The organism is Simplicispira psychrophila DSM 11588, assembly GCF_000688255.1.
Lineage (GTDB): Bacteria > Pseudomonadota > Gammaproteobacteria > Burkholderiales > Burkholderiaceae_C > Simplicispira > Simplicispira psychrophila.
Genome location: NZ_JHYS01000024.1, coordinates 1 through 26,330, shown reverse-complemented (window position 1 = coordinate 26,330; position 26,330 = coordinate 1). Strand labels below are relative to the sequence as shown.

Below are 26,330 nucleotides of genomic sequence, written 5' to 3'. Positions count from 1 at the left end.
CTTTCTCGATGACCATCGCGAGCGAGAACGCCTCCACCGCCTTGGAAACCATGTCGTTTACCGTGCCCGGTGGTACGGGTCCAGATCGTTTAGCCACTGCAGTCACTGCCATCAATGAAAAATCTGCCAAAACAGGTGTAAGCGCTTCGTTGAGCGATGATGGTCTGTCCGTTCTTCTGACCAATGAGTCTGGCTCTAACATCAACGTGGGCGCGGCTACAGGCGTTGCTAATGCAGGTGCTATGACAGTGCAGAAGCTAGATTCCGCAGGTGTTACTGCGGGTGCCGTTATTAGTTTGAGTGCTACTACAGCAGGTGACAGCTCCACCGTCAGCGGCTACATCACGCTTGATTCGGACAAGGCGTTCTCGTTCACCGGTGCTGCCAGTTCTGCTTTAGGGGCTGCTGGTAGTTCAACGCTGAACAAAGTGTCTGCCCTGGACATCACCAGCTTCAGTAATGCCACGAAGGCAATCAAGACTGTCGATGCGGGTATTGCGCTGATCAACGGCGAGCGCGCCAAGCTCGGCGCCCTGCAATCGCGCTTTGACACGGCTATCTCTAACCTGAGCGTGACCTCCGATAATCTGTCGGCTTCGCGCTCGCGGATTCAAGACACCGACTTTGCGAAAGAAACCGCCGCTCTGTCGCGCGCGCAGATTCTGCAGCAGGCCGGTACCGCCATGGTGGCGCAGGCTAACCAGTTGCCACAGGGTGTGCTGGCTTTGCTGCGCTGATAGCAGCACTGAGCAAGTGAGGGTGTTTTCATCACCTTCGCTTGTCTCTGCCCAAGGCGGTAGCATGAAAGTGCTGCCGCCTTTTTGTCTTTTGGCGTTGCCCCATAGGTGTGGGTAGCGCGTGAATTGGCAGGCTTAGAGGGGCATTTACCATGGTTCAAGGCTTGCCGCCTGCGCCATAATTTCTGTTGCAATTGTTCAGGAGGTTTGTATGGCAACGCTTTCATCACCAGGTATTGGCACCGGCGGCTTAGACGTCAAAAGCATCATTTCGCAGTTGGTGGCGCTGGAGAAGCGTCCGCTGGACACGCTCAAGCTGCAAGCGGCCACAACCACTACTAAAATTTCGGCCTTTGGGCAGATCAAGTCGCTGGTTTCCACCCTGTCTGATGCGGCCAGCAAGCTGACCAGTGTGACCGGCTGGAACAACGTTGCCACTACTTCATCCGACAGCGCCTTTGTCAGCGCCACCGCTACGGGCGGTACACAGGCCACCAGTTTCAATGTCGAAGTGCAAGCCTTGGCCAAGTCACAATCCACGGCTTCTGGTTCCATCACTGGAGCTGTGGGAGCCGGCACGCTCAAGATTGAGTTGGGCAGTTGGGGTGCCACGACACCAGGTGCTACCGGAACTTTCGTACGCAATGCGAGCACTACAGCGATAGACATTACGGTATCAGCGTCTGACACCGTGGCCGATATCGCCAGCAAAATCAATGGCTCCAATGCCGGCGTCACCGCCACCCTTTTGACCGATGCCGGTGGCCAGCGTTTGTTGCTGCGCAGCAAGGAAACCGGCTTGGAGTCGGGTTTCCAACTGACCACTGCGGATGGTGCGCTTGGTGCCTTGTCGCGCTTGACCAGTGCTGAAATCACGCCCGCTGCCACCCAAATCGCCGCCAATGCCAAAGCCACGGTGAATGGCATTGCTGTGGAGTCGGCCACCAATACTTTTGCAGCCACGGTGGCTGGTGTGACTTTCAAAGCCGAAAAGCTGACTGATTCTGGTAAGCCCATCACCATTTCAGTGGCCAAGGACACTTCGGCCATTCAGGCCAATGTTGAGGCTTTTGTCAAAGCCTATAACGAAGTCAACAAAACGTTGAACGAGGGCACCAAGTACGACAAAGCTAGTAAAACAGTGGGTTTGTTTCAGGGTGACTCGACGGCGCTGGGACTGCAAAGTGCGCTGCGCTCGGCCATGCAGGCGGTCAGTCCGGGTTCTACGGTGTATCAGCGCTTGGCAGATATTGGCATTGTGCAAAAAACCAGCTCAGACCCGATGGCCACAGCAGCTTTGGGTGGGGAGTTGACGGTAGATACAGCCAAGCTGAATAAGGCGTTGAGTGACAACCCCGAAGAAGTCAAAAAATTCTTCCGAGGCGATAGCAATGTGGCTACCAACGGCTTGGCAGTGAAGTTGAAGACTTTGGCTGCGGGAATGCTTGCTACCGGCGGTTTTTTCAGCTCTAAAGACACTGTGTTGCAGGCCAGCCTCAAACGCAATGAACAAGACCAGGCGAGCGTGAATATCAAGGCGAGTAATTTTGAGAAACGCATTACAGCGCGCTACAGCGCGCTGGACACGCAGATGAGCTCGCTGAATGCGCTCAATGCTTACGTGTCTCAACAAGTTACCACTTGGAATAAATCAAACGGTTGATCAAAGCTTCAGTTTTGGTGGCAATGGCCGATAAATTGAAGCAGTAACTTGAGAGATAGCAGCATGTTTAACGCCTTTAACCCCCGCGCAGCGTCCGCTTACCAGCGGATCAGTGTCGAAACCAGTATGCACACCATCGACCAGCACCAGCTGGTCAGTCTGCTGTATGACGGTGTGCTGAGCTCTGTGGCCCTGGCACGCGGCGCTATGGCGCGTGGTGATGTGCTGGGCAAGTGCAACGCTATTGACAAAGCCATTCGCATCATTGATGAGGGTTTGACCACGGCCCTGGACCGCGAGGATGGCGGTGAAATAGCGCAAAACTTAGGGGCGCTGTATGACTATTCTTTGCGCCGTCTGATATCGGCCAATGCCCGTAACGATCCAGAAATGCTGCTAGAGGTGCAGCAGATTTTTGAGCCCATAGCGCAAGGCTGGAATGAAATGAAAAAAAATGGTGTTCTCTCAAATGCAGATCCCCGCGATGCTGCCCAACCCAGCAAGCAGGAGGGTTAAGCCATGTCCACCATGCTGATTGACTATTACAAAGCCATTGAAAACAGCAGCCTCAAGATGCTGGAAGCGGCGCAGTCCAAAAATTGGGATGAAGTGGTGCGCTACGAAGGCGCCTGCGCGGTGCTGATTGAGCAACTGCGCTTTAAATCACAAGAGTATGAGTTGTTGCCTGAACAGCGCAAAGAAAAGACCGTCATCATGCAGCGCATCTTGCGCAACGACGCCCAGATCCGCTGCCTGGCCGAGCCCTGGCTGATGCAGGTAGAGCACATGTTCGACGGCAATCCGCAAATGGTGCATTGAGTGTGCTCTTGCATACAAAAAAGCCGACCTCTGATGGGTCGGCTTTTTTTGTCTGGCTGGGCTGGCTGGCTGTTTGTGCGTGCGTGGGCTCTTGGGGTATCTGCAACAGGTATTTGGGGCTAAAACAGCTGAGAGTCGTTATAAAATAAGCGCTTTTAGCTCCTAAAATAGGAGCAATAGGTTGGTGGCGTGCGGCGTGGCGCTGTGCCAGCATGCCCTGTGGATGGCGCGGCGCGCTTAGACCTGCATGTTCATGATGTCGGTGTAGGCTTGCACCATGCGGTTGCGTACATGCAGGGCCGCCTGAAAGCCGACCTGGGCTTTCTGGATGGCGACCATGGTTTCTTCCAGACTGACGGCCGGATTTTCCATTTGCACTTCACGCTGCAGGCTGGTGGAGTGGTTTTGTGCTGCACTGACCGATTGCAGCGCGCCTTTGAGGGCGGTGGCGAAGCCGGGGCCGTTGTTGTCAATCGGCGGTGTGGCGATGCGGCGCGCTTGGCCGATGCCGGCGAGGGGAGTCGTGGTGGGGCTTGAAATGCGCAGGTCCATGGCAGTGTCCAGAGAGCTTGGGAAGATGCGTGAATCGTAGTGAGACCCCACTTTTGCATCGGTGCGAATTGATGGCCAAATGCGCGCTTTATCTGCCGAACGTGCACGGCTTTCCGCCCGAATAATCGAGCACGGTACAAAAACCTTTGCCGAGGCCCGCCCTACTGGAAAACAAGATGTCAGCAGTTGTAGAAGTTCCTTTGAGTCCCCCCGCCAGCCCTTCGTTGCTGCAGCGGGCGACTGCCCTCGACCGAGTGCAGCGTATGCGCCTCGGCGCTGGTCTGGCTTTGTTGGTGGTTGCGGCCTTGGCGGTTGTGTTTATTAGCGCCAAGCCTGACTACAAAGTACTGTTTGCCAACCTCAGCGATAAGGATGGCGGTGCCATCGTGGCGCAGTTGTCACAGATGAATGTGCCGTACAAACATGCCGATGGCGGTGGCGCCATTCTGATTCCAGCCGACAAGGTGCACGATGTGCGCTTGCGTCTGGCCTCGCAAGGCTTGCCCAAGGGTTCGGTGGCCGGCTTTGAGCTGATGGAGTCGAGCAAGTTTGGCATGACGCAGTTTCAAGAGCGGCTGAATTTTCAGCGCGGGCTGGAGGGCGAGTTGACGCGCTCGATCCAGGCGCTGTCGTCGGTGCAAAGCGCCCGCGTACATTTGGCGCTGCCCAATCAAAATGGATTCTTTCGCGAGCAGCAAAAACCTTCGGCGTCGATTTTGGTGAGCTTGTATCCGGGCCAAGGGCTGGACCGTGCGCAGTTGGCGGGCATCGTGCATCTGGTGGCGTCGAGCGTGCCGGATTTGGCGCGCTCGGCGGTGAGCGTGCTCGACGATACCGGCAAGCTGTTGTCGGCTTCGCCCGATGGCAATAACTCGGCTTTTGATGCCCAGCAGCTGCAGTATGTGCAGATGTTGGAGCAGCAGTACACGCGCCGTATTCTGGATATTCTGGAGCCGGTGATGGGGCGCAATAACGTCAAGGCGCAGGTGTCGGCCGAAGTTGATTTCAGCCAGACGGAGTCCACCTCCGAGCAGCATCGCCCCAATCTGGCGTCTGACGCCAGCGCCATTCGCAGCCAGCAGGTGATTGAAAATGGCGGCACCACCGGTACGCTGCAGCCATCTGGCGTGCCGGGTGCGACCAGCAACCAGCCGCCTGCAGCTTCCACGGCACCGATCAACGGCGCCAGTCCACAGTTGGCGGCAGTTGGCCAGCAGCAAGGTGCCACCGGCCTGGGTCCGAATGCCAAGCGCGAATTGGTAACCAATTACGAGGTGGACAAGACGGTGCGTGTGACGCGTGGCGGCAGCGGCAGCGTCAAGCGCCTGAGCGCGGCCGTGGTGGTCAATTACCACGCGGTGGCGGATGAAAAAGGGGTGATGGCCAATAAGGCGTTGTCGCCCGAGCAGCTGGAGCAGATGACAGCGCTGGTGCGCGAGACCATTGGCTTTAACAAAGATCGGGGTGATTCGGTCAATCTGATGAATACGCCGTTCCAGATCGATGCCGCTGCAGCGAGCGATCTGCCGCTGTGGAAGCAGCCTGAGACGCTGGAGTTGGCGCGTAATGTTGCTTGGCCGGTCGGTTTGTCGCTGTTTGCTGCGCTGGTGGTGCTGGGGCTGGTGCGTCCCGCACTCAAAGCCATGAGCAATCCGGTACCGGTGCCAGTGTTGGCCGGCGTGCAATTGGATGCCCTGGAGGCTGACCAGCCGCAGCGCCCTGCTTTGGCTGGACCCCAGGAGCTGGATCCGACGGCCGAGCAACTGCGCTTGGAGGATGCGCGTGCCCTGGCGCTCTCCAACCCGATGGCGGTGGCCAATATCATGAAAAATTGGGTCAACGGCGATGCCGCCTGACCCACAGAATGCAGGGGTAGCCCACCATGGATGAACAAGGTCTTAACGACGCCGCTATTTTCTTGATGTCTCTGGGCGAGGAGCAGGCCTCGGAGGTGTTTAAGCATTTTTCGCCTAAAGAGGTGCAGAAGTTGGGTGAGGCGATTGCACGGATGCGCAGTGTCTCGCGCGACAAGGTCGATCAGGTGATCTCCCGCTTCTCTGCCGATGCGGCTGCGCAGAGTTTGCTGGTGGCCGATACCAGCAGTTATGTACGTGCTGTGCTCAAGCGTGCGCTGGGCGAGGATAAGGCGGGCTTGTTGATCGACCGTATCTTGCAAGGTGGTGACGTCTCGGGCATTGAAAGTCTGAAGTGGATGGACCCGATCTCGGTGGCCGAACTGCTGCGCAATGAGCACCCGCAAATTGTCGCTGCCATTTTGGTGCACCTGGATTACGAGCAATCAGCTGCGGTGCTGATGCAGTTCACCGACCGTCAGCGCAGCGAGATTTTGTTGCGTGTGGCTACACTGGAAGGTATCCAGCCGACAGCTCTGAAAGATTTGAACGAGGTGTTGTTCCGGGTGCTGGCCGGTGGCGACAAGATCCGCAAGTCGTCGCTGGGTGGGGTCAAGACGGCCGCTGAAATCATCAATTTGCTGGGCACCAACATCGAGACGGTGGTGCTCGATTCCATTCGGAGCTACGACCCAGATCTGGCGCAGAAAATTGTTGACAAGATGTTTGTGTTCGACGATATCGGCAAGCTCGATCCGGTCGCCATTCAGACGGTGCTCAAAGAGGTGGCTTCCGAGACGTTGATCGTGGCACTCAAGGGTGGTTCGCCCGAGTTGCGCGAGAAGATTTTGTCGAATATGTCACGCCGTGCTGGCGAGGCGTTGCGTGAAGACCTGGAGTCGCGCGGCCCGCTGCGTCTGTCTGAAGTCGAAGCGCAGCAGAAGGAAATTTTGAAGACGGTACGTCGCTTGGCCGACGAGGGTCAGATTACTTTGGGAGGCAATGGTGAAGACGCCTTCGTCTAAAGCTCGCGCGTATTCGCGCTTTATTCCCCGTGAAGATGTCGGTGCCTTTACGCCGTGGCGTTTTGCGGCGGTGGATGGCTCGGATGCCCTGTTGCCCAAGCCGGAGGCCGTGGCCGACGCGGTGGTCGATGCCGAGGCTGAGGCTGTAGCCGTGGCACGGCAGGCGGCTGAGGAAGTCGCCCGCCAAGAGAAGGTGCGCCAAGAGCGTGACGATGCGTATACGCAGGGTTTGGAGAAAGGCCGCGCAGACACCACCATCGAGTGGCAGCAGCGCATGGATGACTACATTGCCGGCGCCGGCCACGGCATGGCGCAGCGCCTTGACGCCGTAGTTCAGACCTTGGGCGCCAGCCTGGAGGGGATGCGCCAGCACATGGCGCAAGACGTATTGCAACTGGCCTGCGATCTGGCGCGCCAAGTGGTGCGCCAGGAGTTGCACGTCAATCCGGCGGCATTGCAGCCGGTGGTGGCTGAGGCGTTGGACATGCTGGTGGCCGACGGACGTCCCACCACCGTGCGCTTGAACCCGGCGGACCATGCAGCGGTCAGCGCTGCGCTGCGCGAGGATTTTGCCGCTACGCCGGTGCAGTGGCTGGCCGATGCCCAAGTGCCCGAGGGCGGCTGTCTGGTCGATGCCGGTGGCACGGTCGTGGACGGCAGCCTGGAAAAACGCTGGCAGCGTGCGGTTGCGCCGCTGGGGCTGGAGTCGGCCTGGAATAACCCTGCTGAAGTTGCTGAAATACCTCAAAACAGCATGCAGCGCACCGCACACAGCAGCGACGTTCACGATGCTGGTGCAGGCAAGACAGACAACACAGACGGTGCTGGCGAAAATGACGTGATGGTCCCGAATACCCGGGATGCCGCGGCTACCAAAGAGGCAAACGGTGACAGCCATGGCGTCTGAGCACGATACCGGCACCAGCGCCGCAACCCGTCCTGCTGGCAGTGACGCTGCCGACGCAGAGACCGACTGGACGCGTTTCATGGCAGATGCGCAAGCGCGTGTGACCGAACCGACGGCGTTGGAAACGCGCGGCACGTTGACGCGTCTGACCGGTCTGGTGCTGGAGGCGACCGGTATCAAGGTGCCAGTGGGTTCGCAGTGCCTGGTGCAAATGCCGGGCCATGAGGCGATTTTGTCGGAGGTAGTGGGGTTTTCTGCCGACAAGGCTTTTTTGATGCCGGCGGGTGATACCCATGGGTTGTCCAGCGGTGCCAGCGTGGCCCCTGCTCCGCCCTATGTGCCGGTGCCGCGCCTGGGCGAGCCGTCTCAGCCGATCAACCGCATGGGGGTGTTGCGTCTGCCTATGGGCGATGGCCTGCTGGGCCGGGTGGTGGATTCCCAGGGTTTGCCGCTGGACCATGGTGGGCCGATAAACGACGTCACCGTTGAGCCGATGGATCGGCGCCCGCTCAATGCCATGGACCGTGACCCGGTGCGCGAGCCGCTGGATACGGGGGTCCGCGCCATCAATGCGTTGCTCACCGTGGGCCGGGGTCAGCGGCTGGGGCTGTTTGCTGGTTCGGGTGTCGGCAAGAGCGTGTTGCTGGGCATGATGGCGCGTTATACGCAGGCCGACGTGATCGTGGTTGGCCTGATTGGCGAACGTGGCCGCGAGGTCAAAGAATTCGTTGAAGATATTTTGGGTGCACAAGACCGGGGCCGTGCCGTCGTGGTGGCGGCGCCGGCCGATGCACCGCCGCTGCTGCGCATGCAGGGCGCGGCCTACGCCACGGCGGTGGCCGAGCACTTTCGCGACAAGGGCCAGCATGTGCTGCTGCTGATGGATTCGCTGACGCGCTATGCCATGGCGCAGCGCGAGATTGCATTGGCGATTGGCGAGCCCCCGGCCACCAAGGGCTATCCGCCATCGTGCTTTGCCAAGCTGCCGCAGCTGGTCGAGCGCAGTGGTAACGGCTTGCATGGCGTGGGATCGATCACGGCGTTCTATACCGTGCTGTCAGAGGGTGATGACCAGCAAGACCCGATTGCCGACGCAGCGCGTGCCATTTTGGACGGGCACATCGTGCTGTCACGGGCGCTGGCTGAAATGGGGCACTTTCCGGCCATCGACATCGAGCAGTCGGCTTCGCGGGTGATGCACAACGTAGTGACGCGCGAACATTTCGAGGTGGCACGGCAGTTTCGTGCGGTGTATTCACGCTACCAAAAGAGCCGCGATCTGGTGCAGGTGGGGGCCTATGTGAGTGGCTCAGACCCGGCACTGGACGTGGCCATTCGCCTGCAGCCGGCGATGGCCAGATTTTTGCAGCAGAACATGTTTGAGGCCGCTTCTCTGGAAGAAAGCTGTCTGGGCATGGCTGAGATACTGAGTTGATGCCATGTCTGCGCTGAGCGCTCTGTCTGTGGCCGTCGAGCTGGCCGAGCGCAAGCGCGATGAAGCGCGCCGGCTGCTGCAGGATGCACGCCGCGCCCAACAAGCGGCGCACGATCAGATGGCGCAGTTGCAGGGCTACGCACAAGAGACGCAAAACCGCTGGGGTATGCGCGCCAACGCGAATGTGCAGCCCGAGGTGATGTACCACCATTACCAGTTCATGGACCGTCTGCACCATGCCATGGGCTTGCAGACCACCGTAGTTGCCAGCCACGACGAGCGCATTGGCGCAGCGCAGCAGGGCTTGCTGGCGATGGAGGTGCGTCTGGCGAGTCTGAAAAAATTGACGGACAAACGCCGCAAAGAGTTCGAATTGCTGCAGTCGCGGCGCGATCAAAAACAAACCGATGAGCGTGCTGCTTTGCAGTACCGCTCCGCATCCAGTGGCCCTGACGGGCGGGAGTCGTGAAGATGGAACAAAACCGTGTCTCAACCCCGCAGGCTCCGCAAACGGTCCCTGCCGCCCATGCCACCCGCAGCAAAGCACCGGCGCAGACTGCGCCAGATGATGCAGCGAATGGCGCTGGCGGATTCTTGTCGCTGCTGAGTGCATTGGGCGATTCCATGGATGGCTCCTTGGGCAGCCCACTGGGGACTGCCATCGATCCCGGACTTTTACCTGCAGGCGATGCGCCAGCCCCTAGCGCCGATGCAGCGGCTTTGATGGCTTGGCTGGGTGGCAACATGTTGACGACCGGTGCCGGTCAGGGCAGTAGGGGCGCGTTGGATTCGGCCCAGGGCGCCAGTACGCTGTCGCTGGCACAGGGGGGGGCAGGTGGTAAGCATTCTTTGCAGACTTCTTTGCAAGCTGAATTTTTGCCTCTTGGAGGTTTGGTGGCGCAAACTGCGCGGCTCGACAATGCGGCCGACACATCAGCGCTGGAAGGCCAAAATCCCGTGGCTGGTTATCGGCGGGCGTTTTCGCGTATGCAAAGCGTGCTGTCATCCGGTCTGGCGGGTGCCAGCACTACCGCGTTGGCCGCGAGCCAGCGCTCGGCGGTGGGTGACAAGCCGCTGGCGTCGGCTGCGCTGGCCACTGCACCGGGATTGCACGCAGCGCCTGAACGCAAGGAGGCGCCCCTTGCTGGTGCTGCCCTGCTGCGCTCCGGGACTGAGCTGGCTGCGGTTCCTACGGTGGCAGTCCAGGTGGCGGCTGCGTCTGTCTCTGATGGCGCGGTGCTGGCACGTACCAGTGGTGACAGGACGGTGCCAGGGGGTGTGACGGAGGCTTGGGGCGGGACAAACACCGGGCTTGAGGCCATGTCATTGGTAGATAGCGGGGCATCCGTGGCAGAACCCGGCCAGACCGGTGCAGAAGAAGCCTTGGCCGAACAGGTCGCGTATTGGGTGAGCGAAAATTTGCAGAACGCTGAGCTGACCGTGACCCACGATGGCAAGCCGGTAGAGGTGAGCGTTTCCATGACAGGCAAGGAGGCACATATCGTTTTTGGCAGCGACCAGAGCGCTACGCGCGACCTGCTCGATGCCAGCGTAGCCCAGTTGCGTGATTTGTTGCACAGCGAAGGCTTGATTTTGTCGGGTGTGACGGTGGGCGAATCCGGGGGGCGCAACGCCAACTCTGAGGGTGGCGCCGACACGCCGCGTGGACGCCAGGGCGGACAGCAGGCGCAGATGCCGGCGCCGGTGGCTGAAATAGGGGTGCCCAGGGTCCGGGTTTTGACAGATCGGGCGGTGGACCTGTTCGTTTAACGCTATAGACGAAGTCCGCAGCGCTAGCTCGTATCCATGGTGCTGCATGGGTGACGCCCAGGATAATGCGGCAGTTGCCCCCTTGTTTTAGCTATTATCGAAGGCTGGCTCCTCAATAATGGGGCGTCTTCAAGATGCTTGCCTCCTGCGCTGTGCAGGTGCAAGCATCTTTTGCCGCAAGGAAATTTGAAAAATGGCCACGACCTCCCCCGCAGCCGATGCTGCCCCGAAACCGGCTAAAAGCAAAAAATTACTCATCATTGGTGCGGTGGTGGTGTTGCTGCTCGTGATCGCTGGTTCGGCTGCGGCATGGGTGATATCGAGCCGCCACGCTGCTGACGAGGAGGGACAGGACTCTGGTGCAAAAAGCTCTGCGTCAGCAGCTGCGCCGATTTTCTTGCCGCTGGAAAACATGGTGGTCAATTTGGCCGATCCGGGTGGCGAGCGCTTTGTCCAAGTGGGTATCACCCTGGAGTTGCGCGATGCTAAGACGGCAGAAGCGGTCAAGCAGTACATGCCCAGCATTCGCAGCGGTATTTTGATGTTGATGTCACAGCGTAACTCTGACGAGTTGCTGATGCGCGAGGGCAAGGAAAAATTGGCCATTGATATTGCACGTGAGGTGGGGCGACCTTTGGGCTTCACGCCCGCCAAGGCCTCGGCGGCACGCACTGACGATGAAGAGGACGATGAGGACGGCACGGCCCGCAAGCGCCGCAAAGATGCGAGAAACCCGGTGCGCCAAGTGCATTTTTCTGGCTTCATCATCCAATAGGCGTCCCCAGGACTGAGCCATGAGCGAATCATTTTTATCCCAGGAAGAAGTTGATGCCCTGCTGGAGGGGGTGACAGGCGAGAGCCAGAAGACGATCCAGGAATTCCATGAGGCTGGAGATGTGCGCAAATACGATATCTCCAGTCAGGAGCGTATCGTTCGCGGCCGCATGCCGACGATGGAAATCGTCAATGAACGGTTTGCGCGCAATTTCCGGATTGGCCTGTTCAACTTTATTCGCCGCAGCCCCGAAATCTCGGTGGGCACGGTGTCTGTGCAGCGCTACAGCGCCTTTTTGCGTGAACTGGCGGTGCCCACCAACTTCAACATTGTGGCCATCCGGCCGCTGCGCGGCAGTGGTCTGATCGTGTGCGAGCCCTCCTTGGTGTTTGGCATCATCGACACGTTGTTTGGCGGCGTCGGAAAATTTCAGACACGCATTGAAGGGCGTGATTTTTCACACACCGAACAGCGCATCATTAACCGGCTGGTGGATGTCGTTTGTACCGAGTACAAAAAAGCCTGGCTTGGCATCTACCCACTAGAGCTGGAATACCAGCGCTCGGAAATGCAGCCGCAGTTTGCCAACATCGCCACACCTAGCGAAATTGTGGTGTCCACCGCGTTTCAGCTGGAAATTGGCGACTTGTCGGGTGCTGTGCATATTTGCATGCCTTACGCGACGCTGGAGCCCATCCGCGATGTCCTGTATTCATCGACGCAGGGTGACTCCATCGAGGTGGATCGGCGCTGGGTCCGCGTACTGACGCGCGAGATCCAGGCCGCCGAAGTCACACTGGTGGCAGAGTTGGCACGTGCTGACGCCACCGTCGAGCAGTTGCTGGCCATGAAGGCGGGTGATTTTATCGAGCTTGATCGAGAGCCGCGCATCAAAGCCTCAATCAGCGGTGTACCGGTATTTGAATGTCAATATGGAACACACAACTCCAAATACGCGATCCGTATTGAGGAATGTTTGCGCAACTCGGACCTGAGCTGGATGGGAGAAAAAAATGGCAACTGACAACAATAAAAACGACATGAGCGCTGCAGACGATCCGTTTGCTGGCTGGGCCGAAGCGCTGGACGAGCAAAAAAAATCAGACCCCAAGCCGGGTGATGCCGAGCAAGGCGGTCCTTTGAGCGGCGACACCATGCGGCCATTTTCCAATGGCACGGAGGTGCCGATCAACGACATCAACATGGTGCTGGACATTCCCGTGCAGTTGTCGGTGGAGCTGGGTCGCACCAAGGTACCGATCAAATACATCTTGCAACTGGGGCAAGGCTCCGTGGTCGAACTCGATGCCTTGGCCGGCGAGCCGATGGATGTGCTGGTCAACGGCTACCTGATCGCCCAAGGTGAGGTGGTGGTGGTGAACGACAAATTTGGTATTCGCCTGACCGATGTGGTGACGCCATCCGAGCGTCTGCGCCGTGTGAGCCGTGGATCGTGAGAGCATGACCCAGACTTTGCTGGTGGTGGTGCTGTTTATCGGTGCCGTGGCCCTGTTGCCTTGGTTGATACGGTATATACAGCAGCGCCAGATCAAGGCGGCTGGAGCGACCGGCATGTCTTCGCGCGTGCTGTCTGCGGTCGCCGTCGGCCCCCATCAGCGCATCGTCACGGTAGAAGTCGGCCCGGAGCACGCACGCACTTGTCTGGTGCTGGGCGTCACAGCGCAACAGATCAATTGTCTGCATGTCATGGCTGCGTCCAGCGTGATAACGGGGGCGGATGCTGACTCCTCTTTTTCGCACCAAATGGCGCTAGCGCAAACAGCGCCGCCGGCGCCAGGGGCGGTGTCTCATGGCTAGAACACACTACGCAGTGCGCATGGCTGCTGTGCTGGGGTTGCTCTGCGCAGCCCATGCGCCGGTGATGGCGCAAGCCGCCGGCACGCTGCCGCTTTTGGTCGGCTCAGGCAGCGGTGGTACCAATTTCTCGGTGCCAATTCAGACCCTGCTGTTTTTCACCGCCCTGTCATTTTTGCCGGCTATTTTGCTGATGATGACCGGCTTTACCCGCATCGTGATTGTCTTGTCGCTGCTGCGCCAAGCCATCGGTACGCAATCGGCGCCGCCCAACCAAGTCATTGTGGGGTTGTCTCTTTTTCTGACCTTTTTTGTCATGGGGCCGACGCTGGACCGCGTGTACCAGGATGCTTATCTACCCTACACCACCAATGCCATCAGCTTTGAACAGGCATTGAACAAGGCGGAGGCGCCGATGCGCCAGTTCATGCTCAAGCAGACGCGGGAATCTGATTTTTCGCTGTTTGCGCGCCTGGCCAAGCTCGATGATGCCGTGACGGCCGAGGTAGCACCATTGCGGGTGCTGGTGCCGGCTTTTGTGACCAGTGAACTGAAGTCGGCTTTTCAGATCGGCTTCATGATTTTTATTCCGTTTCTGGTCATTGACATGGTGGTGTCCAGCATCTTGATGTCGCTGGGCATGATGATGCTGTCGCCGGTGCTGGTCGCTTTGCCATTCAAGCTGATGCTCTTTGTGTTGGCTGATGGCTGGAATTTGTTGATTGGCTCATTGGCCGCCAGTTTTGTGACCTGAAGAACGGACCCCCATGACTCCGCAGTTGGCTTTGACGGTTGGGCGTGACGCCCTGACCCTGTTGTTGATGATTTCCATGCCGGTGCTGGGTGTAGTGATGGCGGTGGGCTTGCTGGTCAGCATTTTCCAGGCCGTCACGCAGATCCACGAAGCGACGTTGGCGTTTGTGCCCAAGCTGATTGCTGCCATGGTGGTGTTTACTATTGCCGGGCCGTGGATGCTGAGCACTTTGGTGGATTTCATTCGGCGCTCGATATTGTCGATTCCGTCGATGGTCGGCTAGCACGGGCAGTGCCTTTGTGATCACGTTTTCCGAGGCCCAGCTGATGGCGTGGGTGTCACCCATCCTGTGGCCCTTTTTGCGCGTGTTGGCCTTGTTCTCGTCGGCACCCCTGTTCTCGATGCGCGTCATCCCCATGCGGACCAAAATCGGCTTGGCCTTTTTCGTCGCCTTGTGCTCTCAGCCCATGCTGGGAAATCAGCCCATCATCTCCTTGACCGGGCCCGACGCCTTAGGTGCCGTGGCCCAGCAAGTGGCGGTGGGGATCGCGATTGGTTTTGCTGTGCGCTTGGTGTTTTCGTCGGTCGAATTGGCGGGTGAAATCATTGGTTTGCAAATGGGCCTGAATTTCGCCTCCTTTTTTGACCCGAGCAGCAATGCCCGTATCAGCGCAGTTGCAAGGTTTTTTGGCAACATGTCGATGCTGCTGTTCGTGGTGATCAATGGCCACCTGATGGTGCTGCTGGCGGTGGTGAAGAGTTTTGACAGCTTTCCAGTCGATGGTAATTTTTTGCAATCCCTGTCGCAGATGCATCTTTATGAACTGGGTTCATCGCTGTTTTCCAGCGCTTTGTGGATTGCGCTGCCGATGGTGGCGCTACTGATGTTTGTCAACTTGACGATGGGCATCATTTCACGCGTGGCACCACAGATGAATATTTATGCGGTCGGCTTCCCGGTTACCCTGACCGTCGGCATGCTCGGCATTGCCGCTACCTTGCCCCTGCTGGAGCAACCGGTCATGACGCTGATGCAGCGCGCCATCGACCTGTTTGCCAACCTGCGCTAGTGTCGCCGCCGATGTGCGCCGAATACCGCTGGTCAGCCGGCGCGCTGAATCTATTTTTGCTCCTTAAAATATAGCTACTTGCGCTTTATATATAAAGGCTAGAGGCCATTTAGGTATCAATTTTTCAGAGTGACTGCGCTATTTTTGTCTTTTCTGCTGTGCGCGCCGGCCACCAGACGCTTCACACCAGATTGTTGCGGATCGCGTACACCGTCAATTCAGCGTTGTTGGTCAGCTTGAGCTTTTCCAGCACCCGCGAGCGGTAGACGCTGACGGTTTTGGGGCTCAGCATGAGTTCTTCGGCAATGTCGGACAAGCGGTTGCCGGTGGCGATTTTCAGCAGTGTTTGCAATTCGCGCTCGGAGAGGGCGGCATGCGGCGCCTCCAGCGTCGGCTGGGAGACGCTTTCGGCCAGCATCTGTGCCACTTCAGGCGTCAGGTATTTGCGCCCCAGCATCAGCGTGCGTACAGCGGTAATCAGCTCGAGTGGGTCGGACGCCTTGTTGGCGTAGCCCTGGGCGCCGGCGCGCAGGCAGCGCACGGCGTATTGGTCTTCGGGGTACATGGAGACAATCAGCACCCGGATGGTGGCGTGGGTTTCACGCACGCTGGCCAGCACTTCGAGCCCACTGCGGCCAGGCATATTGAGATCGAGCAGCAATACGTCGCAGCTGGCGGTGCGCAAAATATCGCGCAATTCAGCGTAGCTCGCTGCTTCGCCGGTCACCTCCATATCGGGTGCCTCGGTCAGCGTGTCACGGATACCGCGTCGAACGACGGCATGGTCGTCACATAGCACCACCTGAATCATTGCATCTCTCCTTTGGGGGGGAGTGCGCATGGTAGCGGTATGGACAAAATGACGGAGGTGCCTTTGCCCAGCTGGCTGCTGATGTCCAGCCAGCCATCCACCGTGCGGGCGCGTTCGTGCAGCCCTTGAATGCCAAAGGCCTTGGGCTTTGTCAGGGCTGTTGGCTCGATACCACAGCCGTCATCGCTGATTTCCAGTGTCAAGACACCTTCGCAGTCGGACAGGTCAATGCGCACCTGATGTGCCGCCGCGTATTTGGAGATATTGGTCAGCGCCTCCTGGGCGGTGCGATAAGCCACCAGCTGCATGTCATTGGTCAGCGCCATGTTGGCGGCGCTGGTGCGCACGTGGGTGGGCACACCGGTGCGCCGCTCAAAGCTGTCCGCCAGCCATTGCACGGCGGCGACCAGGCCTTGATCAAGAATCGGTGGGCGTAGATTCATCATGATGCGCTGGCTGGCCCCCAGGGCGTGCTGCAGCATGCTGGTAGCCGCCTGCGTGTGTGTGCGCACCTGCACTTGCGTGGTATGGCGCGCTACCCAGGCCAGATCAAAGCGGATGGCGGTCAACGCACCGCCAATGTCGTCATGGATTTCACGCGCAATGGCGGCACGTTCTTGCTCGATGGAGCTTTGCAAATGTTCGGTGAGATCCGCCAGTCGCCGCTGCGATGTCGCCAGATCCGCAATGGCACGTTCGCGCGCTAGCCGGGCTTCATGCACTTCACAGGCGCGCTGGATAACGTGTGGCAGACGCGCCATATCGTCTTTAAGCACGTAATCGGCAATGCCCAAACGCATGGCATCCACGGCCGCAGCCTCGCCGATGGCGCCGGAAAGCAAAATGAAAGGAGGGTGTTTTTCTTGCAGCGAGACCTCTTGCCAGGCATCCAGGGCGGTGAATCCGGGCAGACGGTAGTCTGCCAAAATGACGTCGAATGCTCCCGTCCGGGCCAGCGCAATAAAAGTATCCAGCGTGTCGGCGTGGGCTATCGTGAAAGCCATGCCAGCTCGGCGCAAGGTGACAGTAGTTAGCCGGTGATCCACCAGCGAGTCTTCCAGATGAAGGATGTGCAAGGGGTGCTTAGGGGGGAAAGTCACTATAGGCGCTATCATGGGATACAAATTGGAACAAACGTAGGCGAGAGTTTTATCAGTGCAAAGGTGAGGGGTGCGCCCAAGGCTCTGCAATATCGGTGCTGTTTAACGCGCTGGCGCGTTCCTGGGTGGCTGGAGTGAGAATTTTTCGCTGCCTGTAATCATGGAGAAACGATGCAATCAACGCTAGCAAAATCTGGTGGCCCGGGAGTGCAGGTGTCTGTCATGGTGGCAGCAGAGTTGCAGGATTCATTGCTGGTCGTGATGCATGACTTGCACCGACTGGAAGGCCTGCTCAGTCATGCCACCGACAATCTGCTGGAGCGTTTTGGCGAGGCCAACGAGACGCTGACCGAAGCGGTTGTGGGCGATTCGCCGGAACTGGCGGCGGTACGCAGCGCACTGCGCGCTGCCGTAACTGAATTACAGTTCCAGGATATGGCCTCGCAACTGATCTGGCATACCACCAAAGTGCTGCAAGGCTGCGCTTTTAGGCTCGCCGCTGAGACCATGGGAGAGGAAGAAGGGGAGGAGGCCGCACCGTTTGCCGAAATGGCCCCGGATCGCCCCAACCCGGTCACCCAAAGCGAGATGGAAGCGGGATCGATCGACTTGTTTTAACGATCACAATCCCAGTTAACCTATATATTCAAGTGAGTTGGAGCTATACATGCAATCGATCCTCGCCGTTGATGACTCTCCGTCCATGCGGAAAATGGTGTCTTTCACTCTGACCGGTGCCGGCTACCAGGTGATCGAGGCAGTCGATGGTCAAGATGCCTATGAAAAGGCACAAACCCACGAAATTCATCTGGTGCTGGCAGACCAGAACATGCCCAATCTGGATGGTATCGGGCTGACACGCAAGCTGCGTGAGCATCCCAAATTCAAGACTATTCCGATTTTAATTTTGACGACCGAATCCAGTGATGAAATGAAGCAGGCGGGACGCAGCGCAGGCGCTACTGGATGGTTGGTCAAACCCTTTGACCCAAGCCGACTCATTGAGGTCATCCGGAAAGTTATCCGTTGACCACCATGGACCGCGATAGCAAGCACACAGGAGCACCACATGGGTGAAAGCCATCAAGAAGGATCTGGCGCAGGTGCAGATTTTGACCTGACCCAGTTTTATCAGATATTCTTTGAAGAGGCTGGAGAGAACCTTGACCAGATGGAGCACATCTTGCTCGATCTGGATCTGACCAGTGCGGACGATGAAGAGCTCAACGGCATCTTTCGTTGTGCCCATTCCATCAAAGGGGGTGCTGCGACGTTCGGGTTTTCCGATGTGGCAGAACTGACCCACCACATGGAGTCGCTGCTAGATCGCTTGCGTCGCCATGAAATTCAGCCGATTCCGGAAATGGTGGATGTTCTCCTGGAGTCCGCAGACGCATCGCGCAGTTTGCTGGCACGCCATCAGGCGGGCGGAGAGGGCGAGAGTGTGGTGACGACGGAGTTGGTGCGTCGCATCAGCGAGCTGGCGGCGGGAACGGCCACTGCCAAACCCGTACCGGTGCCAGTAGCCGCGCCCAAGCCGACGCCCCCCGTGACTTCTGCCGCACCTGTAGTGAAGGTCGCTCCTGCTACGCCAGGTTTGCGCCAGATTCAGGTGCGCATCGGCCCGCTGGAGCAGGTTGAACAGGCGGATGCCATCAAAGAGCTGTTTCGTGACATCCCCGGCCTGGGAACCATTAGCGATTTGCCGTGTGACCAGCCAAAAATGCGTCGGTTCGCGGTAGAAACGACTTCTACAGACGAAGATTTGTGCGATTTGTTCGTCTTCCACGTGTCCAAGGACAACGTGCAAATCATGGATATGTCAGCACCAGATGACTTTGCTGACGTGGAGTTTATGGCGCCGGTGCTGATGGATGCAGCCTCTGCCTATGGTTTCTTCCAGGACTCCCCGGGTGCTCCTGCGAGCGCGTCCTCCACCGTGGCGGAGGTGGTGGCTGATACGGCCCCTGCCGCCGCGCCTCCCAAGGCTGCGGCCAAGCCCGCCAGCCAAGCTGCGATGGAATCGACCACTATTCGCGTGGACGTGAAAAAGGTGGATCAGTTGATCAACTTGGTGGGTGAGCTGGTCATCACGCAAGCCATGCTGGCACAAAACAGCCATGGTCTGGATGCCGCGGTATACCAGCAGTTGCTGGCCGGACTGGCCGACCTCGACCGCAATACGCGCGACTTGCAAGAGTCGGTGATGTCGATCCGCATGATTCCCATGTCGATTGTTTTCAGTCGCTTTCCACGCATGTTGCGCGATCTGGCCAATCGGCTGGATAAAAAGGTCGAACTGGTCACGCTGGGTGAGTCCACTGAGTTGGACAAGGGCTTGGTGGAAAAAATCACCGACCCGCTCACCCACTTGGTGCGTAACAGTGGTGACCATGGCATTGAGCCTCCTGACGAGCGAGTGGCCAAAGGCAAGCCGGCACACGGCACGATCACGCTGTCCGCATCGCACCAAGGCGGTTCCATCGTGATCGAGGTGCGTGATGACGGCCGGGGTCTGTCACGCGAAAAGATCATCCGCAAAGCGCGCGAACGCGGCATGGACATCTCTGACCAGATCAGTGATGCGGACGTGTGGCTGCTGATCTTTGCCCCTGGGTTCTCTACGGCCGAGGTTGTCACCGATGTCTCCGGTCGAGGTGTCGGGCTGGATGTGGTCAAGCGTAATATTGCTGCGCTCAACGGTACGGTAGAAGTGGAATCGACGGAAGGCGTGGGTACGAAAGTGTCGGTGCGTCTGCCACTCACGCTGGCCATCATGGATGGCATGTCAGTGGGCGTGGGTGACGAGGTCTACATCCTGCCGTTGTCGTCGGTGGTGGAGTCGTTCCAAGTCAATTCTGATGCCGTCAGCACGGTGGCCCAGGGCGCCCGGCTGGTCAAGGTGCGTGATGAATACATGCCGGTGATTGCACTGGAAAAAATCTTCCAGGTGCCGCGCGTGGATCCGGAAAAAGGCAGCACCATCATGGTGGTGGTCGAGGCCGATGGTAGCCGCGTCGCTTTGTTGGTCGATGAGCTCTTGGGCCAGCACCAGGTGGTAGTCAAGAACCTGGAATCGAACTACCGCAAGGTTCCCAACGTGTCTGGCGCGACCATTCTGGGCGATGGCAGTGTGGCCTTGATTCTGGACACCGGCGGGCTGGTTCGCCGTGCGCGCCATTGACTTGCCGGCCCATAGCAGCTGCTGCAGGCATAGCAAATAAGGAGAATGCACCATGAGTGTGATGGAGAAAACGAGAGAAGCCGTCTCAGCCGGTGCGCGCGAGTACCTGACGTTTCGGCTCGACAAGGAAGAATATGGCCTCGATATTCTGAAGGTGCAGGAAATCCGTGGCTACGAGCCGCCGACCCGCATCGCCAATGCGCCTGCCTTCATCAAGGGCGTCGTCAATCTGCGCGGCACTATCGTTCCCATCGTGGATATGCGCCTGAAGTTCAACTGCTCGAAGGCACAGTACGACAGCTTTACGGTGGTCATCATTCTGAGTTTGCGTCAGCGTGTGGTGGGCATTGTGGTGGACTCGGTCAGCGACGTCATGGAGATCACTCCCGACAGCATCCAGTCGGCGCCCGATATCGAGAGCGTGATTGACAGCAGTTGTGTCCTTGGTCTGGGCTCGGTGAGCGATCGCATGTTGATCTTGCTGGACATTGAAAAACTCATGTCCAGCCTGGACATGGGTCTGGTGGCTGGCCATGACTCTTGAGCGTCTGCACACAGCGGTATTTCACTGAAAAATAGATCGCTGTTTTCTTATGCACAGTCGATGCGCTTTCGTTTAGCTGGGGCTGAGGGCAGGCCGACATGCAATATTTCTGCCCCCAGGGGTGGCGAGCACAACGACAGCAAGGTCTGGTGAATGATGCGTATTTTTTCCAAGGTGATCGCTTATGCGCCCCGTCTCCAGCCCTGAGGTAGCAGTGCGCCCGGTGGGCGCAGCGCCGCAAGGCCCCCTTGAACAAGGCCGTGAGTTCACTTGGACTGATGCCGATTTTTCGCGTGTCCAAAAACTGATTTATCAGCGTGCCGGCATCAATTTGCACGATGGCAAACATGCCATGGTGTACAGCCGCTTGTCACGCCGCTTACGCGAGACGGGCTACACAAGTTTTCACGAATATCTGGGCTGGCTGGAAAAGCAGGATGGGCCCGAATGGCAGGAGTTCGTCAACGCACTGACCACTAATCTGACGGCATTTTTCCGTGAGCAGCACCATTTCGACATCCTTGCTTCCCATTTGCGCTCCAAGCCGACCGGTACGCCCTGGCGCGTCTGGTGCAATGCCGCTTCGACCGGGGAAGAGCCTTACTCGATTGTCATGACGGCATTGGAGACGCTGGGAGCGAACGCAGCGTTCAAGCTCGTGGCCAGTGATATTGATTCGCGCGTGCTTGCCACGGCGGCGCAAGGCATGTATCGCCTAGACAACGTCAAAGGCCTGAGTCCAGAGCGGCTACAGCGATTTTTTCTGCGGGGCAAAGAATCCAACGCCGGTCTGGTGCGTGCCAAACCGGAGTTGAGTCGTGCGATCGATTTCATCAGCGTCAACCTGATTCGTGACGATTGGCCGTTTCGTGAACCCTTTGATGTCGTTTTTTGCCGCAACGTCATGATTTATTTTGATGCGCCAACGCAGCGCGGTGTGCTCGAACGCATCCACCGCGTGCTCAAGCCGGGTGGCATGTTGTTTGTGGGGCACGCAGAAAACTTCAGTGAATCGAAGGATCTGTTTACCTTGCGCGGTAAGACGGTGTACGAGCGCCGTTGATGCACTGCGTTGTTCGCACTATTTCAAGATGACCCTCATGCGCACCGCATTTCCCGCCGCCCCAGTGACCACTGTGGGCGTCGCTCCTATATCGAGCCCGGTGATGGATCGGCGCAAGGCGCCGCGCATTGCTCCTTTGGGAGCGGAGATCTACACGTCAAGCGCCAGCGCGCCGCCAGAGTCTTCGCTACAGGCGCTTAAAGAGCGGCCAAAAGTGGCAGGCCAAGCCAGTTTCTTTTATTTCGATCCGCATTTTCACTACAACGCGGTCAAGGTGCTGCCGGGCGAATACTTCGTTTCCAACGAAAATCTGGTCATCATGACCGTGCTTGGTTCCTGTATTTCTGCCTGCTTGTGGGACAGCCGGATGCGCGTGGGCGGCATGAACCATTTCATGCTGCCCGATGGCGATTCCCTCGACGTGTCCGGGCGCTACGGCTCGTATGCCATGGAGCTGCTGATCAACGAAATGTTCAAGCTCGGGGCACGGCGCGAAACCATGCAAGCCAAAATTTTTGGCGGCGCCCAGGTGATGCACAACTTCACGACCATGAATGTCGGCGAGCGCAATACCGACTTTGTCATCAACTATTTACGTGCTGAGCGCATTCCGGTGATCTCCGAGGATGTGCTCGATATTTACCCACGCAAGGTGTGCTATTTCCCGGCAACAGGCAAGGCCATGGTCAAGCGCTTGGCGCATTCGCACCCTGACAAGCTGGTGGCGCAAGACAAGCAGGGTAATGCTGCCACGGTGGCCAAGGCCACCCAGGGTGGCTCGGTGGATCTGTTTTAAGGAAGAGAATTGGTGATGCGCAAAAAGATTCGGGTCATTGTGGTGGATGACTCTGCACTGGTACGCAGTCTGTTGTCAGAAATCATCAACCGACAGCCCGATATGGAGTGCATCGGCACGGCCAACGATCCGTTAATTGCCCGCGAGATGATCCGCGAACTTAACCCGGACGTGATTACCCTGGACGTGGAAATGCCGCGCATGGACGGTATCGATTTTCTGGGGCGTTTGATGCGTTTGCGTCCCATGCCGGTGGTGATGATTTCTACCCTGACCGAGCGCGGTGCCGAAGTCACCATGAAGGCGCTGGAATTGGGCGCGGTCGATTTTGTTTCCAAGCCGCGCGTCGGATTGGCCAATGGTCTGAATGAACTGGCGACCCAGATTGTCGACAAGATCCGCGTCGCTGCGGTGGCTCAAGTGCGGCGTGCGGCGCCGCGCCCGTCGCAGTCCGCAACGGGTGCCGCAGGTGCATCTGGTACACCCGGTGGCGCTGCGCCGGCCACGCCGAGCATGGGCCTGCTGGGCCGTTTATCTACTGAAAAACTGATTTTTATTGGTGCTTCCACCGGCGGCACCGAGGCCATCAAAGAAATTTTGGTCAACTTGCCCGCCGATTGCCCGGCCATTGTGATCACGCAGCATATGCCGCCAGGCTTTACCACCAGCTTTGCCGCGCGGCTCAACAGCTTGTCGCAGATCACCGTTAAAGAAGCCAGCCACGGCGAGCGTATCCTGCCGGGCCATGCCTATATTGCCCCGGGCGGCAAGCAATTTCACATCAGCCGCAGCGGCGCCAATTACGTTGCCGTCGTGGACGATGGCCCCGCTGTCAATCGCCACAAGCCTTCGGTGGAAGTGTTGTTCAAATCTGCTGCGGCTTTGGTCGGACGCAACGCCTACGGCATCATGCTGACCGGCATGGGTAACGATGGCGCCGCTGCCATGCGGGAGATGAAGGACGCTGGCAGCTACAACTACGTGCAAGACGAAGCCAGCTGCATTGTTTTTGGTATGCCGCGCGAAGCCATTGCCCATGGTGCCGCAGATGAGGTGCTACCGTTAACGCAGATTGCATCCGCCCTGATCACCAAACTGCGTGGCAGTTCAGGCGTCATGCACCGCATTTGATGGGCTGCATTTATCAAAATTGATAGCTATTAGCGCACGTATTTATTTGGTTTCAGATAGAAATCTATCTGAAACGTAATGTTTATTAGCGCTAACAGCTCACATTTTTGATGTGACCTGCGTCTATTTTCTTTTGCTGAGCGTTACGCTGACAGCAATTCCCAGCGTTCCAGCGCTTGCATCAGCGCCTGTTCAATTTCCCCTTCACGCACGTGCAGCGCCGCCGCTTTGGCTCCATCGTTGCTGTAGAGCGTGCCATCGGCCAGGGTGGCTTGAATCGTTTTCTGCTCGACTTCCAGCGCAGCAATCTGCTCGGGCAATTGCTCCAGTTCGCGCTGGTCTTTGTAGCTGAGTTTCTTTTTCGTCTGTGGCTTGGGCTCGTCTGGCGTGGGCGAGACGTTGACCTTGCTGGCCGGCAGTATGGCCGGGAGGGTGTTGGTTGATGCAGCGGCTGCGGCTATATCGCGGCTGCGCCGCGATTGCACTAGCCAGTCCTGCACGCTGCCTTCATATTCGCGCCACAGACCATCGCCTTCAAAAGCCAGGGTGCTGGTGACGACGTTGTCCAAGAAGGTGCGGTCGTGGCTGACCAGAAACACTGTGCCTTCGTAGGTTTGCAGCAATTCTTCCAGCAAGTCGAGCGTTTCAATGTCCAGATCGTTGGTCGGCTCATCGAGGACCAGTACATTGGCCGGGCGGGCAAATAGGCGCGCCAGCAGCAGCCGGTTGCGCTCGCCGCCCGAGAGTGAGCGCACGGGTGAGCGGGCGCGCGAGGGTGAGAACAAAAAATCGCCCAGATAGCTCTTGACGTGCTTGCGTTGTTTGCCAATCTCGATCCATTCACTGCCGGGGCTGATGAAGTCTTCCAGCGTCGCATCCAGATCAATGGCATGGCGCATTTGGTCAAAGTACGCCACTTGCAGGTTGGCGCCCTGGCGAATCCGGCCCGCATCGGCCTGCAATTCACCCAAAATGAGTTTCAGTAAGGTGGTCTTGCCGGCGCCATTCGGGCCGATCAGGCCCACCTTGTCGCCACGCAAAATGGTGCCGGTGAAGTTGCGCACGATCAGTTTGTCGCCAAAAGACTTGGACACGCCCTCCAATTCGGCGACGATTTTTCCGCTCGGTGCGCCCGAGGCCAAGTCCAACTTCACATTGCCCAGCGTCTCCCGCCGTGCGGCACGGCTGACGCGCATCTCTTCCAGCCGTCCAATACGGCTCTGGCTGCGGGTGCGGCGCGCTTCCACGCCTTTGCGAATCCATATTTCTTCTTGTGCCAGCAATTTGTCGGCCTTGGCGGCGATAGTGCCCTCTTGCGCCAACTGCTCTTGTTTTTGTAATACGTATTGAGCAAAGTTGCCAGGGTAGGAGCGCAATTGACCACGGTCGAGTTCGACAATACGCGTTGCCACCCGGTCCAGAAAACTGCGGTCGTGGGTGATGGTGACGATGCTGCCGCCGAAGTCCACCAGCAAATCTTCCAGCCATTCGATCGAATCGAGGTCCAGGTGGTTGGTCGGCTCATCGAGCAGTAACACATCGGGGCGCGTCACCAGAGCTTGTGCCAAAGCGACACGCTTTTTTGTGCCGCCAGAGAGGTCGCCGATGCGTGCCAGCGCATCGAGGTGCAAGCGCTGCAGCGTTTCTTCTACCCGCTGCTCCCAGTTCCAAGCGTCATAGGCTTCAATTTCCGTTTGCAGTGCATCCAGATCCAAGCCGTCGGCGCCACTCAAATACTGATCGCGCACAGCAATCACATGGGCCAGCCCGAAAGACGTGGCTTCAAAGACGGTGGCGAGTGGGTCTAAATCGGGTTCTTGGGCTACATAAGCAATGCGAATGCCTTGCTGTAGATGCCGGGCGCCATCGTCCGCATGGGCTAAACCGCCCAAAATTTTCAGTAGCGAGGACTTGCCAGCGCCGTTGCGCCCAATCAAGCCGACCCGTTCACCAGTCTCCAGAGCAAAAGTTGCGTGGTCCAGCAAGGCCACATGTCCGAAAGCCAGCTGGGCGTCTAATAAGGTAATCAATGCCATAGGGACGCATTATCAGGGGGAGGCCCGCAAGAGAGGATGCAGGACGGCCCAGTGTGCGGCAAGGGACATTGCTTTTTTCTTTGAAAACTCTTGCTTACCCCCTAAAGCCGCTGCTATGATGGAGGGCTTCGCTGCACGGAAGGTGTCTTTTAAAAGTCATTGTGTGTAGAGTCAGGAGGTTGGTTTCAAAAGCCGGCAAGTGGCGGCTGCGAAAGCGGCGGGGAGAGAAAAGTTTTGGGTTTTGGAGGAAAGGGGTAAAAACCCGATGTATACTTCAAGGCTTGGCTGGAAACGATAGCTACTTCGGTAGTTGTAGTGTTCAGCGAAACGGCTAGAAAGTTTAAATAACCTTCTAGTTGACAGGGATTAAAAAACTCTGTTAGAATTCAAGGCTCAGCTGATCGCAGCTAAGCAGGCAGAAAAAAAGACCTCGGTCTTATAAATCTGTCAGGAACCTTAAAAATATACAGCCGATAAGCGTGGGCGTTTG

The 26,330-nt window shown here is 58.0% G+C and carries 28 protein-coding genes; 24 read left to right on the top strand and 4 right to left on the bottom strand.

The features are described 5' to 3' along the window. The 4 genes from Q390_RS18795 to Q390_RS0116290 form a co-directional block, all read left to right on the top strand. Positions 1–737 (top strand): flagellin (locus Q390_RS18795; protein WP_037473329.1); only part of this gene is annotated, 737 nt, incomplete at its 5' end. A 211-nt stretch (positions 738–948) separates the two neighbouring features. Next, a complete protein-coding gene (fliD, locus tag Q390_RS0116300; protein WP_027997025.1) occupies positions 949–2,400 on the top strand; it encodes a flagellar filament capping protein FliD in 1,452 nt (483 codons plus the stop codon). 63 nt (positions 2,401–2,463) lie between these two features. Next, positions 2,464–2,916 (top strand): flagellar export chaperone FliS, encoded by a 453-nt coding sequence (gene fliS, locus Q390_RS0116295; protein WP_027997024.1) that lies wholly within the window; start codon positions 2,464–2,466, stop codon positions 2,914–2,916. A gap of 3 nt (positions 2,917–2,919) precedes the next feature. Further along, positions 2,920–3,219 (top strand): flagellar protein FliT, encoded by a 300-nt coding sequence (locus Q390_RS0116290; protein WP_027997023.1) that lies wholly within the window; start codon positions 2,920–2,922, stop codon positions 3,217–3,219. A gap of 237 nt (positions 3,220–3,456) precedes the next feature. Here Q390_RS0116290 and fliE read toward each other — a convergent pair whose 3' ends face one another. Beyond that, a complete protein-coding gene (fliE, locus tag Q390_RS0116285; RefSeq protein ID WP_027997022.1) occupies positions 3,457–3,771 on the bottom strand; it encodes a flagellar hook-basal body complex protein FliE in 315 nt (104 codons plus the stop codon). Positions 3,772–3,947: 176 nt separating this feature from the next. On the opposite strand from fliE, the gene fliF reads away from it, so the two are divergent. From fliF to fliR, 13 genes are all read left to right on the top strand, one after another. Beyond that, the gene (fliF, locus tag Q390_RS0116280; RefSeq protein WP_027997021.1) at positions 3,948–5,627 is read left to right on the top strand and encodes a flagellar basal-body MS-ring/collar protein FliF; all 1,680 of its coding nucleotides are present in this window, start codon (positions 3,948–3,950) and stop codon (positions 5,625–5,627) included. 26 nt (positions 5,628–5,653) lie between these two features. Continuing rightward, positions 5,654–6,649: a flagellar motor switch protein FliG gene (fliG, locus tag Q390_RS0116275; protein ID WP_027997020.1), complete on the top strand. Its 996-nt coding sequence runs from the start codon at positions 5,654–5,656 to the stop codon at positions 6,647–6,649. Then, positions 6,630–7,556: a FliH/SctL family protein gene (locus Q390_RS18790; protein WP_342666106.1), complete on the top strand. Its 927-nt coding sequence runs from the start codon at positions 6,630–6,632 to the stop codon at positions 7,554–7,556. Before fliG ends, Q390_RS18790 begins: the two co-directional genes overlap by 20 nt. Positions 7,557–7,635: 79 nt before the next feature. Beyond that, a complete protein-coding gene (gene fliI, locus Q390_RS18785) occupies positions 7,636–8,991 on the top strand; it encodes a flagellar protein export ATPase FliI (protein WP_037473324.1) in 1,356 nt (451 codons plus the stop codon). A 4-nt stretch (positions 8,992–8,995) separates the two neighbouring features. Further along, positions 8,996–9,460: a flagellar export protein FliJ gene (gene fliJ, locus Q390_RS0116260; RefSeq protein ID WP_027997019.1), complete on the top strand. Its 465-nt coding sequence runs from the start codon at positions 8,996–8,998 to the stop codon at positions 9,458–9,460. Positions 9,461–9,462: 2 nt separating this feature from the next. After that, complete coding sequence (locus Q390_RS20445; RefSeq protein ID WP_245606946.1) at positions 9,463–10,761, top strand: flagellar hook-length control protein FliK; 1,299 nt, start codon at positions 9,463–9,465, stop codon at positions 10,759–10,761. A 193-nt stretch (positions 10,762–10,954) separates the two neighbouring features. Next, positions 10,955–11,536: a flagellar basal body-associated FliL family protein gene (locus Q390_RS0116250; RefSeq protein WP_027997017.1), complete on the top strand. Its 582-nt coding sequence runs from the start codon at positions 10,955–10,957 to the stop codon at positions 11,534–11,536. Between the two features lie 19 nt (positions 11,537–11,555). After that, positions 11,556–12,560 carry a flagellar motor switch protein FliM gene (fliM, locus tag Q390_RS0116245; protein WP_027997016.1) on the top strand — a complete coding sequence of 335 codons (1,005 nt, stop codon included), beginning with the start codon at positions 11,556–11,558 and terminating at the stop codon, positions 12,558–12,560. Continuing rightward, the gene (gene fliN / locus Q390_RS0116240) at positions 12,550–12,993 is read left to right on the top strand and encodes a flagellar motor switch protein FliN (protein WP_027997015.1); all 444 of its coding nucleotides are present in this window, start codon (positions 12,550–12,552) and stop codon (positions 12,991–12,993) included. Before fliM ends, fliN begins: the two co-directional genes overlap by 11 nt. Positions 12,994–12,997: 4 nt before the next feature. Further along, a complete protein-coding gene (locus Q390_RS0116235; RefSeq protein WP_037473316.1) occupies positions 12,998–13,354 on the top strand; it encodes a FliO/MopB family protein in 357 nt (118 codons plus the stop codon). A 19-nt stretch (positions 13,355–13,373) separates the two neighbouring features. Beyond that, positions 13,374–14,105, top strand: coding sequence for a flagellar type III secretion system pore protein FliP (fliP, locus tag Q390_RS0116230; protein ID WP_051603312.1), 732 nt, complete (start codon positions 13,374–13,376; stop codon positions 14,103–14,105). A 13-nt stretch (positions 14,106–14,118) separates the two neighbouring features. Then, positions 14,119–14,388 carry a flagellar biosynthesis protein FliQ gene (gene fliQ / locus Q390_RS0116225; RefSeq protein ID WP_027997012.1) on the top strand — a complete coding sequence of 90 codons (270 nt, stop codon included), beginning with the start codon at positions 14,119–14,121 and terminating at the stop codon, positions 14,386–14,388. A 16-nt stretch (positions 14,389–14,404) separates the two neighbouring features. Then, positions 14,405–15,175, top strand: a complete 771-nt coding sequence (gene fliR, locus Q390_RS0116220) for a flagellar biosynthetic protein FliR (RefSeq protein ID WP_027997011.1) — start codon at positions 14,405–14,407, stop codon at positions 15,173–15,175. 181 nt (positions 15,176–15,356) lie between these two features. Here the strand turns inward: fliR and Q390_RS0116215 are convergent, their stop codons facing one another. Further along, on the bottom strand, positions 15,357–15,986 hold the full coding sequence (locus tag Q390_RS0116215) for a response regulator (RefSeq protein ID WP_027997010.1): 630 nt from the start codon (positions 15,984–15,986) through the stop codon (positions 15,357–15,359). Next, positions 15,983–17,101, bottom strand: a complete 1,119-nt coding sequence (locus Q390_RS18780; protein WP_084153967.1) for a hybrid sensor histidine kinase/response regulator — start codon at positions 17,099–17,101, stop codon at positions 15,983–15,985. The genes Q390_RS0116215 and Q390_RS18780 overlap by 4 nt, the downstream gene beginning before the upstream one ends. 156 nt (positions 17,102–17,257) lie before the next feature. Between Q390_RS18780 and Q390_RS0116205 the strand changes: the two genes are divergently transcribed. The 7 genes from Q390_RS0116205 (at position 17,258) to Q390_RS0116175 (ending at position 23,804) form a co-directional block, all read left to right on the top strand. After that, positions 17,258–17,704, top strand: coding sequence for a hypothetical protein (locus Q390_RS0116205; protein WP_027997009.1), 447 nt, complete (start codon positions 17,258–17,260; stop codon positions 17,702–17,704). 49 nt (positions 17,705–17,753) lie between these two features. Next, entirely contained in the window at positions 17,754–18,116 is a 363-nt protein-coding gene (locus Q390_RS0116200; protein ID WP_027997008.1) for a response regulator, read from the top strand. Between the two features lie 39 nt (positions 18,117–18,155). Next, positions 18,156–20,270: a chemotaxis protein CheW gene (locus tag Q390_RS0116195; RefSeq protein ID WP_027997007.1), complete on the top strand. Its 2,115-nt coding sequence runs from the start codon at positions 18,156–18,158 to the stop codon at positions 20,268–20,270. A 52-nt stretch (positions 20,271–20,322) separates the two neighbouring features. Beyond that, complete coding sequence (locus Q390_RS0116190) at positions 20,323–20,814, top strand: chemotaxis protein CheW (protein ID WP_027997006.1); 492 nt, start codon at positions 20,323–20,325, stop codon at positions 20,812–20,814. Between the two features lie 184 nt (positions 20,815–20,998). Beyond that, entirely contained in the window at positions 20,999–21,877 is an 879-nt protein-coding gene (locus Q390_RS0116185; RefSeq protein WP_027997005.1) for a CheR family methyltransferase, read from the top strand. A 103-nt stretch (positions 21,878–21,980) separates the two neighbouring features. Beyond that, positions 21,981–22,673 carry a chemoreceptor glutamine deamidase CheD gene (cheD, locus tag Q390_RS0116180; protein WP_051603311.1) on the top strand — a complete coding sequence of 231 codons (693 nt, stop codon included), beginning with the start codon at positions 21,981–21,983 and terminating at the stop codon, positions 22,671–22,673. Between the two features lie 15 nt (positions 22,674–22,688). Continuing rightward, a complete protein-coding gene (locus Q390_RS0116175) occupies positions 22,689–23,804 on the top strand; it encodes a protein-glutamate methylesterase/protein-glutamine glutaminase (protein ID WP_027997003.1) in 1,116 nt (371 codons plus the stop codon). 143 nt (positions 23,805–23,947) lie between these two features. Here Q390_RS0116175 and Q390_RS0116170 read toward each other — a convergent pair whose 3' ends face one another. Beyond that, positions 23,948–25,840, bottom strand: coding sequence for an ATP-binding cassette domain-containing protein (locus Q390_RS0116170; RefSeq protein WP_027997002.1), 1,893 nt, complete (start codon positions 25,838–25,840; stop codon positions 23,948–23,950). Positions 25,841–26,330 lie beyond the last annotated feature (490 nt).